This window comes from Prochlorococcus marinus CUG1415 (assembly GCF_017696015.1).
Classification (GTDB): Bacteria; Cyanobacteriota; Cyanobacteriia; order PCC-6307; family Cyanobiaceae; genus Prochlorococcus_A; species Prochlorococcus_A marinus_AE.
In genome coordinates, this window is sequence record NZ_JAAORL010000001.1 from 350,022 (window position 1) to 362,104 (window position 12,083).

Consider the following 12,083-nt stretch of genomic DNA (forward strand, 5'->3'; position numbering starts at 1 on the left):
AAAGGGAGGTTAGAACCACCATTTCCTGTAGGGCTTTTTTAAAAATAAGATTTCTTCTGACTCCCATCCACCTTCCAACCACTCAAGATGCTCAAGCAATAAAGACTCACTTTCGCTTTTGCTTAATTGCCCAATTCTATTTGCAATACCATCAAACCTTACTTTCATTAATTCTTCAATCTTGACGTTATTCATAGGTTAAACACTAAATTTTTTCTACTCAAACTTGTATGGATTTTTTTGTCAAGGATTAAATGTTATTTGTATACCAGCAGTTCTCAAATTTGTATTAAATACAACTTTTTAAAATAGATAGTAATTAAGACTTATTCACATGGATTTAATTAAAGACTAATTTGTATAAAAATACATTAAATTATGAATAAAGAAGAAACAGCAAAGCAAAAAACTATTTTAAACGTGGGCTATTGTGAAACTACCCCTGAGTGGCTGCATAGAATTATTACTGAACTGGCAGATGAAAAAAAGAATTTTGTAGACTTGTCAGTTATTTGCGCTTAAGTTTTTGAAAGCTTAATTTTATTTTGAGTTATTTTCAACTTACTACACTGTATTAATAGATTAATAGGGATTTTTAAGATACTTTTGTGAAGTGAATCCTAATCAAAAAAATATAGAAATAATTAAACAATTTAATTTATCTCCGCAACCTGAAGGTGGATGGTTTAAGGAGATCTTAAGGAGTAAGAGTTCTCTAAATAAGGGAAGACGGCTAAAGTAGAAACTTCAATACGGGAATTTATTATCTTTTAGAGTCGTAAAAAGTACTTAGCAAAGAGTAAAAAATGCAGATGAAATTTGGATTTATCTAAGGGGTGATCCTCTGAATTTATGGTGCCTAGATAATGAAAATACGTTAAAAAGAAATTTAATTTTAAATTTCAATAATCCAGTACAAATGATCCTATCTGGATATTGGCAAGCGGCAAAAAGTAAAGGAGAATTTACTTTAGTGAGTTGCTGTGTTGGCCCTGGGTTTGATTTTAAGGATTTTGAATTGCTCAGTAATATAAATTATGCTTCTAGATTAGGTAAAGCAATTAATGATCTTATTTAAGAAATTTTTCTTTTATGATTTATGAAATTTTGCTTTAGATTTATAGAGTTAATTTAGCGACTTATTAGGAATGAATCAAAATCCTGTCAAAGTAATTGGAATTAAAAATGAATCCAGAAAAGATGCTGAATTATTATACGTAAATGAAGTAGAAGGATTGAAAGATATTCTTAATAGGGATTTCGTTGAGTGGTCAAATTTTGATAGTTGGGAAAGTATTTCAGTTCAGCAATGGATTTTTTCTAAAGCTTTAGATGTTTATAAAGGAAAGAAAATTGATATTAAATGTGATTGTTGTGAATATGTTGGTTCTCTTCAAAATGATTGTGAGAAAATCAAAAAAGGAAAATGTTATGGTAAAAAAAGTGCTTACATGATTAAAAAAGTTGTAGATGAGATTGTATTAGCTAAGGCAAGAAGAGAAAGTGATGGGACATATTCTGCATAAGGATTACGATATTTAATAAATGAAAAGATCTTTCACTTACCAGTGAAAATTATCAGAAGACCCAATTATTAAATTTCTAGTTGAAATTTTATGAAACTTTTGGTGTACTGAATCACTGAACTCCCTTTCATCTAAATAATCCACTAGATCTAGAGGGTCGATATTTTTATCGAACCATGCATCATATTCAATATGGTTAGGTTCTGCAAAATAACTCATATCTAATTAATAGCTGCCAAAAAACATATAAACGGTACATGCGATACAAAATAAAGATTCTTTTTTATTGATGGATTCATATTGATAAAGGATGAAAAATCTAAATTTAAAGATAATTTAAATGCTTTTAAAATCTCAGAACTTGATCAACTAGATAAATTGGTAAAGAAATTATCCTCTTCTAGTCGTTAACATTTGAGAAAATTATTTGACGATTAAACTTAATGAAATGCAAACCAATACCAGAAAGAGAAAATTGGTTTATTTGTAATAGAAAACCAATAATTTGCCCACGATGTAGGAATAGAGAGGTTAGACCCTCAATGTTTGGTATGCCAACTGAAGAAGTATTTAGAAGTGACAAATGGCATATTGCTGGTTGTATGCCTGACTTTCCATGCCATAGAACTTGGGGCTGTCGCAATAGTGCTGCTGGCATGGCATTTTGTTAACTTTTTCGAAAGTTAGCCAAATCCAAAGCATTTTATTTAGTTTATCGTAGATGATTTAACTTTCTCTTTTCTCTCTACTAACTCTCCACTAAATAGATTTATAAGACAAGCACTAGTAGCATTCATACAAAACTAGTCATCATAAACTAACTAATAGAATCTAAATCTCTTTTTTTAAGTATTTTCTACGTTGTTTTTATTTGAGATTCTGATTTGAATTAGAAAAGATATAGATATTCCTATGGAAAAATCATTTGTAAATTTTATTTATTGGATCTTAGTAAAGTCAGCTGAAAGTTATTATGGCGACGCAACGAAAACAGAAGTACCATACACTCCTTATTTTTAAATCTCCAATGTTTTGTTAAATAAGATCTAGGAAAGGTCTTTGATCATATTGTCTTCTTAAATAGCTATTACTAATTTTTAAATCCAAAGCAGGTTGCTCATAATTCCAAAAGTATTTTATATGCCTCTATGCATATATGTAACAATACTGTTTCATTAGTACTACTTTAAATTGAAATTTAGGTCATTTCTTTACATTGGTTAATATTTATGTTATATTTCTTTACATAATATATTTTTTAATTATGACTCCAGAAGCAGAAAAATTCAATGGCTGGGCGGCAATGCTCGGCTTCGTAGCAGCTGTTGGTGCTTACGTAACAACTGGTCAAATTATTCCAGGTATTTTTTAATTAGCCCATTAGCAAGTTTTTTGATTTTAATAGTCTGATTAACTGCTTGATTCCTCGCTTATTTAACTAAATAATTTCAAAAATAAAATTTAATTTTTTTAAACCAAAATCAAATGAAAAATTCCAAAAAAAATTTAAAAACAAAAACAATCGAAAAGGAAAAAGTAGTTGCAGAAACTATCAACGGTAGATTCGCAATGCTTGGTCTTATGGCTGCTATTGGTGCATATCTAACTACTGGTCAAATTATTCCTGGCTTTGTGTAATGCTTGAGGCAGGAATTAACACTTGGATTAACACTATACTTTTTCCTTTTATGCCAGTCATAACAGTATTTATTGTTAGTGCATTAATGTTGAGTGATTTGCCATGGAATGATGATGATGACGATGATGATGGCGGTGGATTTATCTCCCCGGTGTATAACTATTTTCCTCAAGGGGCTTAGAGGACATAAATCAAAATGATTTTCATCTCATCTTTATTTAACTCAGTCCCTTCAAATGCTAAAGAACTTTTAGAGTTTGGTTTCTTTCTTGCTGTGGTTTTTACGGCAGGAAAAGTAGGACTCTTATAAAAACATATTTAAATGCCATATCACTATTTGGCATTGGAATAATAACTACTGCGATAGCACTAAGTATTGCTTTCGCACTATAAAAATTTAATCATTCTTATTAACGAACATTTAAAAAAATGGAAAACTCAAAATCAACTTATTGGCAAAATGCTGAGAGAACTAATGGAAGAATGGCAATGATGGGTTTATTCGCATTGGTAGTAAACTACGGTCTTTTTGGCTGGATCATCCCAGGTATCTTTTAAAATGAATTTAGACATTTTCTTAATCTCCTTCTTTATATATCTATTAGTGCCAGTGGTAATGATAGCTAAAGGAAAAAAGCAACTAATTAAATAAATGAATTTAGGAATTCTCTTTCTCAAAGTTAATACAACTGGAGTAATAACTTTATCTGAATTGGATTGGATTACAAATCATCAATCACAATTTTCAAGGTTAGATATGGCAATAGTTTTAAAAATTGGTCGATTAATGGATGAAGGAATAATAGAACTTGATTGTAGATTGCCAGTATAAATATTTAAAAATTAAATCGTCATGAGAGCTTGCTTTTAGGGATATAGGCAAGCTTTTTTTGTTTCCTATCTGTGATGAGTGTGATCATTAAAAAAACGGGCTAGTTGCCCCTTAGTTTAGATCGACTATTAATCAAAAAAAGTTAGAACGATAATTATTAGCTATTAATAAATAAAGGATATTAATGAACCTAAAAATCAATATAAATTTTTTAGAAAAATATTTAGCTTATTTAGTAAATTATTTTGAATATAAAAGGATGAAAGAAAAATCTGAAAAACTTGATGTTGAATATAAAAGGATTACAGAAAACTTAAAAGAATATGATTTAATGGCAGACGTTGACGATCAAAGATTTCATCATTTTAGATCGACTGTCAATCGCTAAAAGTTTGAATAAAGTTTGAATAAAAAATTACGATTCTTTGAGATCCCATGAATAGCTAGACGGATTCACTTTTCATCACATTTGATACCTTGGCTTGCCAGAAACAATGAAAATGATTATCATTTTAAAATATCTATCATTTTTTATGTCAATTTTTAAAAGACTTTTAACAAATAAAACAAGTTCAAGTAGTTCAATTATTAAGAATTCGGCAATAGCTGGAACGATTATATTTTCTTGTTTTGGGCAGGATGTCATGGCCAAAGGAAAGTCATATGTTGCAGTTGAACCACTAGTTTGTGATTTAGTTAAATCAATTGCATTACCTTCTGACGAAGTTACATGCTTAGTAGATAGAAAACAGGATGTTCATGACTTAAAGATCAATCCAAGACAAGCTCAATTACTAAATAGCGCAGACAAAGTATTCACTCTTGGCAAAGAAATGACTCCAAGTATGAGAAATTGGGAAAGTAAAAAGAATACTGTTGTTGTAGGTGTTAGTGCAATAGACTTAGATGATCATTCTGATCATGGAGGTCACGATGATCATGCTGAACATTCAGCTAAGGTAGATGATCATTCTGATCATGGAGTTCATGATGATCACTCAGAGCATGGTGGACATGATGATCATGCTGAAGGTGATTTCGAATGGGCAGGTAAATTCCAGCTTTCTAAGGGTTCCTACAAATGGTCATTTGAAAAAGTTGATGGCGAATATGCAGATCCTGCTATGAAGATGGTGATTCTTAAATCTAATGATATTGAAGGTTCTGAAGATTTAGCTAAAGAATTATTAGGATCTAAAGACTCAATAAGCAGAAAAAATAATGGTACATTGATTGCAAGTAATAAAGCTTTTATTCTTAACTTTGATCAAAGGAAAGAAAGCACTGTTTTTAACGTGGATATCAAAGAAGATGGTCAATATATTTTTTTTACTGAACACATGCCTTTTGAGTTTGAAGCAACTCAACACTTTTTTAAAGACGTTTTAAATAGTGATGTCGAACCAATAGCACAAGTACCCGACGAAGGAGAGGGGCATCATCACCATCATGACCATGGAGGCCTAGATCCACATGTATGGCATGATCCACATAACATCATAAAAATGGGAGATGTTATAAGTAAAAACTTAAAGAAAGATATTTCAGTTTTTAATAGAGGGGACAGAAAACTAATTAATGAAAGATTCGAAAAAGCTGATTCACTCTTAGAAGGCTTAGATAGTTGGATCGTCAAACAAGTAAGCTCTATTCCAGAGGAAAACAGAGTAATTGTCTCTAAACACAAAGCAATGGAATACTACGGTGATGCTTTTGGTTTTGAGACAGTTAGTTTACTAGACTTCCTTGGAGATTCATCAAGCTTAAGACCTGAAAACATTAGTTCAACTTTGAATATGCTAGAGGAAGAAAATGTTAAGGCAATATTTCCAGAACAAATACCAGCGTCTAAGTTATTAAAGAACTTAAGTAGGCAAAGTTCTGTTCCTTTAGCTTCTGATCAAATATTCGTTGATGGATTGATGATGGATGGTAATACGGTTTCAGTAGCCGTTCACAACACTTGTACAATTGTTGATTCATTAGGTGGAAGCTGTGATAAAGAATCTGGCTCCAATCTTGAGTCTGAATGGTACAAGCTTTCAGATTAATTTTCAAAAAATATAGAAGATTGTGTCATGTCTTAAACACTTGTTAACTCAATACGTTTAAGATGACTAAATCTCCAAGATTTAACGCCTTGAATCTTGACGATATCATTGAAGTAACTTTGCCTTAGGGGAAGCGCTTGATACATGTACAAGCTAAATATCAGTACTTAAATAGTGCAATATTCCCTCTTAAATACGTTCCGCCATCTTACTTATAAATTGATTTTATTGGTTATATTCAAAGGATCAAAGGAGTACTTTTGAATAATTAGGTTTCGTAATTTTTTTGATTATGCAAAATCATAAAAAAATCTATATCAAGTGTTTTGATAGATTAACTACTTCTCAAATGAGGGGTTTAATCCCAATATGGGTCATCTCCAGAGTCTGTATCCCATGATGATCCCGTTATGGATGGTTGGAGGATGTATAATTTCTACTCTCTAAATTCTTTAAAATCTTTGCGGTAGTTAGGCTTTGGGCTATGCCCTCGTAGGGACTTGAACCCGAGACCTCTCCCTTACCAAGGGAGTGCTCTACCGCTGAGCTACAAGGGCAATTTTAAAGTGGGCCGGGTTGGACCAATCAAGACTGCCTGCAGCACAATGATTCTGAAGTGTGCAGAATAAATTTAGACGGCCTGCCTGTGGCTGTCAAATTATTTCTAGGGAGTGCTGTAACTTATCTTCAGTCCACTTTTTGCAGACGATATTACTGCTATGGGATAATCTTATTGATTGACAGTCGATCTAAACTAAGAGGGATAAAACCCTCTTTTTTTATGTTTTTTTGATGGGAGAAGAAGCTTATCAAATAAAAGATTACTTTCATGATGAGGCAGTAGCTTTTGCTGGAGCGATGCATCCCAAAGGTAGCCTGGCTCACAATTCAGATGAGATGTATTCATCTGACCGATATAAGTTAGAGAGTTGGAACCCTGAAGATACAATTCCAGTGGCAACTTTTTTTTATGAAAAGTACTCCCCAAAAAAAGCATATTTTTATGTCGCATCTTTTACAGAAACACAATGGAAAGAATCTCATATGGAAGTTTATTCACTCTTTTCTATCTGGTGGAATAAAGAATGGAGTCACTGGGAAAAAATACCTGAGTACTGTTGTTCCGTAATATCTGAAAAACCTCAACCACCTTTACATAAAGAAGCAGCAAATTGGATGTTGAAAAGAATGACTACCAAAGGCTCTGGTTTCGCAGAAGTAGATTATTTTATAGAAGGCAAATTAGAACTAATAATTTGAATATTTCTCACCTACTTCAACTTTTCTTTTAAGTATTTTTTTATTTGATATCAGAACTAAAATAAGAGTCATGAAATATTCTTTTTTTTAGTTTAATTTTTGATTAATGGGAAAAGAAACTTATCGAATAGAAGAATATTGGCATGATGAGGTAACCGCTTTTGGTACGGCGTTCGGCATTTTAGGCGAGAGAGAAAGACCAAAAGAAGATTTCTGTGAATCAACTGACTTTAATAATCTAGAGAGTTCCTTACCTCCAGATACCATCAAAGTTGCAACTTTTGTGTACAAAGAATACTCTACAAAAAAAATAAATTTTTATGTTTGCTCATTCCCGGAACCACATCCACATTATTCATATTCTCTCTTCTCAATAATGTGGAGTAGAGATAATCTCTGGGAATTAAATCCTTGGTACTGTTGTTCTGTAAAATCTGAACAACCTCAACCATTTTTACATAAAGAAGCAGCAAATTGGATGTTTAAAGAAATGACTACTTACGGTTGTGCTATTGCTCCATTAGACGTCTTCAAAAAAGGAAAACTAGAGATAATAATTTGATAAAGTTCTATTTTTAATATGAGACGCTTACTTCTAGTCACAATAATATTTTTGTTTCCTTTCTACGCTCAAGCCGGCTTCCCAGAAGGTGAGAATGGATATGATCTAAAAAAAATTGAAGAGTCTTTTAGATTACCCTGTGATGAGATTGGAAATGATGATTGTATAGCAAGAGCATTGGGTGTTGGTGCCTGTACCTGGGTATTTGGAATAAACAAAGATAAAGAACCGGCGGAAGCTTTAAAAATTGCAGATAATGTTTTAATTGCTCTTCTAAAAGGAAATAATCTTGATTTAAAATCAATGCTTGAAAAAGATGGATTAATTAAAAATAATATTAAAAAAGAAGCCACTTACAGAATTAATTTTTGCAGAGAAGAGACAAAAAAAGCTATCCCAAAGTTAGTAAAGAAATTGCCGGAGGGTGTTGTATTGGATGAAGAGAGAATAGAAAATTTAACCAGCGTCTTTCCTCTGCAATATTTAAGTATGTTTGAGCAATTTAGCAAATATAAAAAGTGAAACTTTTACTATTGACTCCTATAATCAAACGTTTTAAAAAGAGTGCTTTTTTCTCATCACTTAATCAGAATACTTGTCCTGTTTATGATGCTGAAGAAATCAAAAAAAAAGAACAAGAAGAAGCTATTAAAAAGTTATATCCATAAAAAAATATTCCATGTTTAAAAGAAAAGATTTCTGTTTTTATGATCTAAATTTTCTATGTACTTTGCTCCTTAATTTTAAAAACTTTTCGTTTTGATTTTCAAAATCATTTGTATCCCACTTATTTCCATAAAAATTATATGCTTCATCTTTTGGTGAAGTAAGTTCGCAATCCTTTCTCCAATAAATTTCTAGTCGACAATCTTTGTTTGAACAAACCCAGTTAGCTTTAGGTACTTGGCAAATATAAACATTACCGCTTTTATCCTTTATTTTTACTTCTCGAAAAGGTCCCATGCAGCAACCTCTAATATCATATTCGGCAATATTATCCACTACTTCTTCGCTTGGCATACCATAGACAACTTCAAGTAGTTGCTTTTGCCCGCATTCAGGGCAAGCTTTTGGTTTCCCGCATCTAATTATTCTTTTTGGCTTACCTCTTTTCCCCATTACATCATGTCATTGAGCATATAATTCCAATCAACAACACCCCCATCTTTTTTTGTCTCTTGATCTAGCTTGCGTAATTCTTTTCTTACTTCTTGCATCTCTTTGGAGTATTTATGATCATTTTTTTCGTAAGGATCTCTCGTGTAATTACCAATAGTTTCTCTTGTAAATAGTTCCATAGTTTTGCTGGTCAAGATTGTCTATTTTGAATGCTTTGTTTAGTTCTAAATAACTTTTCTCATAATACAAATATACTTCTTGCGCTTCATTATTTCGTTTGGCAATATTAGTAACCGACTCCAAAATTGGCACATCTAACTTAGATGTTTCCATTAATGGCCAGATAGAAACGAAAGAATAAAAGTCAGGGATTTTCTAATAATTTTTCTTTCGGTTCAGCTGTTAAAAAGCTCCTACACACATACTGATAGACAATGAAAATTATTAAGAGACTCAGGTCGCTGCCGGGCGATTCTCTGGGTGTTATACGCCGCACTCCGCCACTTGTTTTCGCAATGGCTGTATTATCTATCGGAGGTTTTATAGGCGCCTCCACGGTCCTTGTGAGAGGGTTCAGAACGGTTGAGAATACTATCACTGTTACAGGTGCAAGTACTGAAAGTTTTGAGAGTGATATTGCAAAATGGTCAGTCCAGGTAAAGACCTCAGGTAAAACTCAGATTGACTCATTTACCAAGCACAAGGAGTCCATTAATAAGACAATGGAATTCCTTAAAGCCAATGGAATTGAGGATGGTGTAAAGCAGGATGTTTATCTTGGACCTGCGAGTATCAGTGAATATAAAACCAGGAATCCCAAGACTAATGAAATCATTAGAACTGAATGGATTACTTATCAGAATATTGAGATTGAAAGTAGGGATGTTTATAAGATCCAGAAGACTCACAGTCAGATATCAGAATTGCTTGGGAAAGGGGTAAGGGTGAAACCAAGCCGTCCTGAATTCACCTATTCAAAGCTGGCTGATAAACGAGTTGACATGCTTGCTAAGGCAGCAAAGGATGCAAGAGTCAGGGCTGAAGCTATCGCTCTAGAGGCAGGCTCTGAAGTAGGTGGTTTAAAGAGAGTGAATACCGGAGTTTTTCAGATAACTGTTCCTAATTCCACGAAGGTAAGCAGCTGGGGTTCTTATGACACTTCAACTATCAAGAAAGATATTACTGCCGTTATGGGAGTGACTTTCGCGGTTAAGTGATGACTTAGGGAGTCTTCTTTCTGCCCTTGAGAATCATTAATAAGGGCAGACCAATAAGCATCAGACTCCCATCAATTAATAAAAAAGTATTCAGGTTCATTTATCGATTCCTTCGGGGGTATCCCAATTTAGGGGTATCCCTTTTTTAACTGGTTCTTTTTTCATATCATCCATCTCTTTTCTGATTTTGTTGTAGTAGGCCAACTCCTCTGGATCATCAGAACCGAGACCATAATTCATGGTCGCTGCAAGATAAATTCTGTGCATCCGGTATGACGATAGTGACATTACTTAAGACGAGCTATCTAAAATTATAAGATTGTTTTTATCCGCATTGCTTATCTTCACCATTAATACAGTATCTAGTGGCTTCGGTATTTAGTCTCATTTCACATGAAATTACCATTAAGGGTTTAACTGTTCCCTGCCCAAAATGTTTTGACTTGTAGTGATGACATATCCTGCGTCTTGCACTCATCCAGTCTTTCCAAAGTTTATCGTCATTCAATTCTTGCCTTAAATCCCAGTCTCTTTTATTTGCTTTCTCTGCGTAGCACCTTGTATATTCTGGTGTAGCTCCTGTCTCTACACATTCAAAAGGATAGTCTTCCCATTGTTTAGCATTCCAGCTTTCAAAGGTGTGATCATGAGCCTTCAAAGGTATTTGTGAGAAGACTAATAATAGGGGTATTAGAAAGATTTTTATTGTCATAAATTCTAAATATAAGGATTTTTATCATATCTCAGATCCCAGTGATTGCAATGGATTACGAAACCCCTCCATAATACACGGGAAGGAGGGGTAAAAGACAAGAAATTTAGAGGGGACTACTTACTGGATGTGTGTACATCATCATTGTAAGTACTGAAAATAAACCACTCTCAACTACAACTAAACCACTTATATCTGATACGTGGGTATGTGTGTAAACACATAATGCACGTACTGTATATAGGTGCCTTTAGGGTGATGGAGAGTATATTGTTTAAAACTGATTGGTTAGATGAGTAGTGAAGAAATATATAAGGTAAGTGAGCAGAGATCAAGGAATATGTCTGCAATTAAATCGAAGAATACAAAGCCTGAAATTAAGGTAAGAAAGATTCTTCATTCAATGGGATATAGATTCAGACTTCATTCAAAAGGTTTACCAGGATCTCCTGATATTGTCCTCCCAAAATATAAAACAGTTATCTTTGTACACGGATGTTTTTGGCATAGGCATGAAAATTGTAAGTATGCTTCTACCCCAAAAACAAGACAAGAATTCTGGAAAAATAAATTTAAAGTAAATGTAAAAAGAGATTTAGAAATTCAGGAAAAAATAAAAAATATAGGTTGGAAATCTGTCGTTATTTGGGAATGTGAAACAAAAAAAGTAGATAATTTAAGAGAAAAATTAATTGATTTTATTTAGTCAAAAAAAAATAATATCTGAAAAGAAATTTAAAATTTGATTAGAATTAACTACATGATTAAATAAAAAATGATGGACGAATCAAATAATAATAATTACTTCAATCTTGAAGATAATCTTCATAGGATAAGTATCCAAGTTTATAACAGTCAATATTCAAAATTAAAAAAAATAAGTAGACCAGGATTATCAATTTCAAGTATTATTAGAAAATCTATAGATTTTTACATCTCTCATTTAGATCAAAAATTCAATTCAGAAAATAAGAATAATTTCGAAGATTCTTCATTATCTAAAGATAAAAATAATTCTTACATTTCATCTAACTCTGAGAGTTACATAGAGGCAGAATTAATTAAATTATCTTCTTTAGAAAATAAAGGTTTAATATCCAGTGAAGAATATAAAATCTTGAGAAAAAAAGTTTTGGGAATTTAAAATTAAAAAACTAATAAAAAA

At 32.5% G+C, this 12,083-nt stretch carries 22 protein-coding genes, 1 tRNA gene and 2 pseudogenes; 18 read left to right on the top strand and 7 right to left on the bottom strand.

Going from position 1 to position 12,083, the window contains the following annotated elements; genetic code table 11:
• Window positions 1–9 precede the first annotated feature (9 nt).
• Window positions 10–195: a hypothetical protein gene (locus HA143_RS01955; RefSeq protein ID WP_209084514.1), complete on the bottom strand. Its 186-nt coding sequence runs from the start codon at window positions 193–195 to the stop codon at window positions 10–12.
• Between the two features lie 183 nt (window positions 196–378).
• Between HA143_RS01955 and HA143_RS01960 the strand changes: the two genes are divergently transcribed.
• The 3 genes and pseudogenes from HA143_RS01960 to HA143_RS01975 all read left to right on the top strand — a co-directional run bounded on the left by HA143_RS01960 (window position 379) and on the right by HA143_RS01975 (window position 1,526).
• Complete coding sequence (locus tag HA143_RS01960; RefSeq protein ID WP_209082976.1) at window positions 379–522, top strand: hypothetical protein; 144 nt, start codon at window positions 379–381, stop codon at window positions 520–522.
• 91 nt (window positions 523–613) lie between these two features.
• A pseudogene (locus HA143_RS01970) lies at window positions 614–1,078 on the top strand (cupin domain-containing protein).
• A 70-nt stretch (window positions 1,079–1,148) separates the two neighbouring features.
• Window positions 1,149–1,526, top strand: coding sequence for a phosphoenolpyruvate carboxykinase (locus HA143_RS01975; RefSeq protein ID WP_209082977.1), 378 nt, complete (start codon window positions 1,149–1,151; stop codon window positions 1,524–1,526).
• A gap of 36 nt (window positions 1,527–1,562) precedes the next feature.
• Here the strand turns inward: HA143_RS01975 and HA143_RS01980 are convergent, their stop codons facing one another.
• Window positions 1,563–1,745, bottom strand: coding sequence for a hypothetical protein (locus HA143_RS01980; protein ID WP_209082978.1), 183 nt, complete (start codon window positions 1,743–1,745; stop codon window positions 1,563–1,565).
• A 224-nt stretch (window positions 1,746–1,969) separates the two neighbouring features.
• On the opposite strand from HA143_RS01980, the gene HA143_RS01985 reads away from it, so the two are divergent.
• The 8 genes and pseudogenes from HA143_RS01985 to HA143_RS02020 all read left to right on the top strand — a co-directional run bounded on the left by HA143_RS01985 (window position 1,970) and on the right by HA143_RS02020 (window position 6,048).
• Complete coding sequence (locus HA143_RS01985) at window positions 1,970–2,197, top strand: hypothetical protein (protein WP_245210837.1); 228 nt, start codon at window positions 1,970–1,972, stop codon at window positions 2,195–2,197.
• Window positions 2,198–2,790: 593 nt separating this feature from the next.
• Window positions 2,791–2,898 carry a high light inducible protein gene (locus HA143_RS01990; protein ID WP_209082979.1) on the top strand — a complete coding sequence of 36 codons (108 nt, stop codon included), beginning with the start codon at window positions 2,791–2,793 and terminating at the stop codon, window positions 2,896–2,898.
• A 113-nt stretch (window positions 2,899–3,011) separates the two neighbouring features.
• On the top strand, window positions 3,012–3,164 hold the full coding sequence (locus tag HA143_RS01995) for a high light inducible protein (protein WP_209082980.1): 153 nt from the start codon (window positions 3,012–3,014) through the stop codon (window positions 3,162–3,164).
• Entirely contained in the window at window positions 3,164–3,346 is a 183-nt protein-coding gene (locus tag HA143_RS02000) for a hypothetical protein (RefSeq protein WP_209082981.1), read from the top strand. The genes HA143_RS01995 and HA143_RS02000 overlap by 1 nt, the downstream gene beginning before the upstream one ends.
• Window positions 3,347–3,588: 242 nt before the next feature.
• Window positions 3,589–3,723, top strand: a pseudogene (locus HA143_RS02005) (chlorophyll a/b-binding protein); the annotation flags it as partial.
• Between the two features lie 94 nt (window positions 3,724–3,817).
• A complete protein-coding gene (locus tag HA143_RS02010; RefSeq protein WP_209082982.1) occupies window positions 3,818–3,997 on the top strand; it encodes a hypothetical protein in 180 nt (59 codons plus the stop codon).
• 184 nt (window positions 3,998–4,181) lie between these two features.
• Window positions 4,182–4,385, top strand: a complete 204-nt coding sequence (locus HA143_RS02015; protein ID WP_209082983.1) for a hypothetical protein — start codon at window positions 4,182–4,184, stop codon at window positions 4,383–4,385.
• A gap of 145 nt (window positions 4,386–4,530) precedes the next feature.
• Window positions 4,531–6,048, top strand: coding sequence for a metal ABC transporter solute-binding protein, Zn/Mn family (locus HA143_RS02020; protein ID WP_209082984.1), 1,518 nt, complete (start codon window positions 4,531–4,533; stop codon window positions 6,046–6,048).
• A gap of 485 nt (window positions 6,049–6,533) precedes the next feature.
• Here HA143_RS02020 and HA143_RS02025 read toward each other — a convergent pair.
• Window positions 6,534–6,605: transfer RNA gene (locus HA143_RS02025), tRNA-Thr, on the bottom strand.
• A gap of 235 nt (window positions 6,606–6,840) precedes the next feature.
• Here HA143_RS02025 and HA143_RS02030 point away from each other — a divergent pair.
• From HA143_RS02030 to HA143_RS09790, 4 genes are all read left to right on the top strand, one after another.
• Window positions 6,841–7,308 carry a hypothetical protein gene (locus HA143_RS02030; protein WP_209082985.1) on the top strand — a complete coding sequence of 156 codons (468 nt, stop codon included), beginning with the start codon at window positions 6,841–6,843 and terminating at the stop codon, window positions 7,306–7,308.
• A 106-nt stretch (window positions 7,309–7,414) separates the two neighbouring features.
• On the top strand, window positions 7,415–7,870 hold the full coding sequence (locus HA143_RS02035) for a hypothetical protein (RefSeq protein ID WP_209082986.1): 456 nt from the start codon (window positions 7,415–7,417) through the stop codon (window positions 7,868–7,870).
• 18 nt (window positions 7,871–7,888) lie between these two features.
• Window positions 7,889–8,392, top strand: coding sequence for a ribose ABC transporter ATP-binding protein (locus tag HA143_RS02040; protein WP_209082987.1), 504 nt, complete (start codon window positions 7,889–7,891; stop codon window positions 8,390–8,392).
• An 11-nt stretch (window positions 8,393–8,403) separates the two neighbouring features.
• On the top strand, window positions 8,404–8,538 hold the full coding sequence (locus HA143_RS09790) for a hypothetical protein (RefSeq protein WP_257469929.1): 135 nt from the start codon (window positions 8,404–8,406) through the stop codon (window positions 8,536–8,538).
• Window positions 8,539–8,575: 37 nt separating this feature from the next.
• Here the strand turns inward: HA143_RS09790 and HA143_RS02045 are convergent, their stop codons facing one another.
• Both HA143_RS02045 and HA143_RS02050 read right to left on the bottom strand, forming a co-directional pair.
• Window positions 8,576–8,989, bottom strand: coding sequence for a hypothetical protein (locus tag HA143_RS02045; RefSeq protein WP_209082988.1), 414 nt, complete (start codon window positions 8,987–8,989; stop codon window positions 8,576–8,578).
• Window positions 8,989–9,168: a hypothetical protein gene (locus HA143_RS02050; RefSeq protein WP_209082989.1), complete on the bottom strand. Its 180-nt coding sequence runs from the start codon at window positions 9,166–9,168 to the stop codon at window positions 8,989–8,991. The genes HA143_RS02045 and HA143_RS02050 overlap by 1 nt, the downstream gene beginning before the upstream one ends.
• Window positions 9,169–9,423: 255 nt before the next feature.
• Here HA143_RS02050 and HA143_RS02055 point away from each other — a divergent pair, with 255 nt between their 5' ends.
• Window positions 9,424–10,206: an SIMPL domain-containing protein gene (locus HA143_RS02055; RefSeq protein WP_209082990.1), complete on the top strand. Its 783-nt coding sequence runs from the start codon at window positions 9,424–9,426 to the stop codon at window positions 10,204–10,206.
• A 96-nt stretch (window positions 10,207–10,302) separates the two neighbouring features.
• Here HA143_RS02055 and HA143_RS02060 read toward each other — a convergent pair whose 3' ends face one another.
• Together HA143_RS02060 and HA143_RS02065 are read right to left on the bottom strand one after the other, a co-directional pair.
• Window positions 10,303–10,494 carry a hypothetical protein gene (locus HA143_RS02060; RefSeq protein WP_209082991.1) on the bottom strand — a complete coding sequence of 64 codons (192 nt, stop codon included), beginning with the start codon at window positions 10,492–10,494 and terminating at the stop codon, window positions 10,303–10,305.
• 37 nt (window positions 10,495–10,531) lie between these two features.
• Window positions 10,532–10,918, bottom strand: a complete 387-nt coding sequence (locus HA143_RS02065; RefSeq protein WP_209082992.1) for a hypothetical protein — start codon at window positions 10,916–10,918, stop codon at window positions 10,532–10,534.
• Window positions 10,919–11,210: 292 nt separating this feature from the next.
• On the opposite strand from HA143_RS02065, the gene HA143_RS02070 reads away from it, so the two are divergent.
• A complete protein-coding gene (locus HA143_RS02070; protein ID WP_209082993.1) occupies window positions 11,211–11,624 on the top strand; it encodes a very short patch repair endonuclease in 414 nt (137 codons plus the stop codon).
• Window positions 11,625–11,696: 72 nt separating this feature from the next.
• Window positions 11,697–12,062 carry a hypothetical protein gene (locus tag HA143_RS02075; RefSeq protein WP_209082994.1) on the top strand — a complete coding sequence of 122 codons (366 nt, stop codon included), beginning with the start codon at window positions 11,697–11,699 and terminating at the stop codon, window positions 12,060–12,062.
• Window positions 12,063–12,083: the final 21 nt, after the last annotated feature.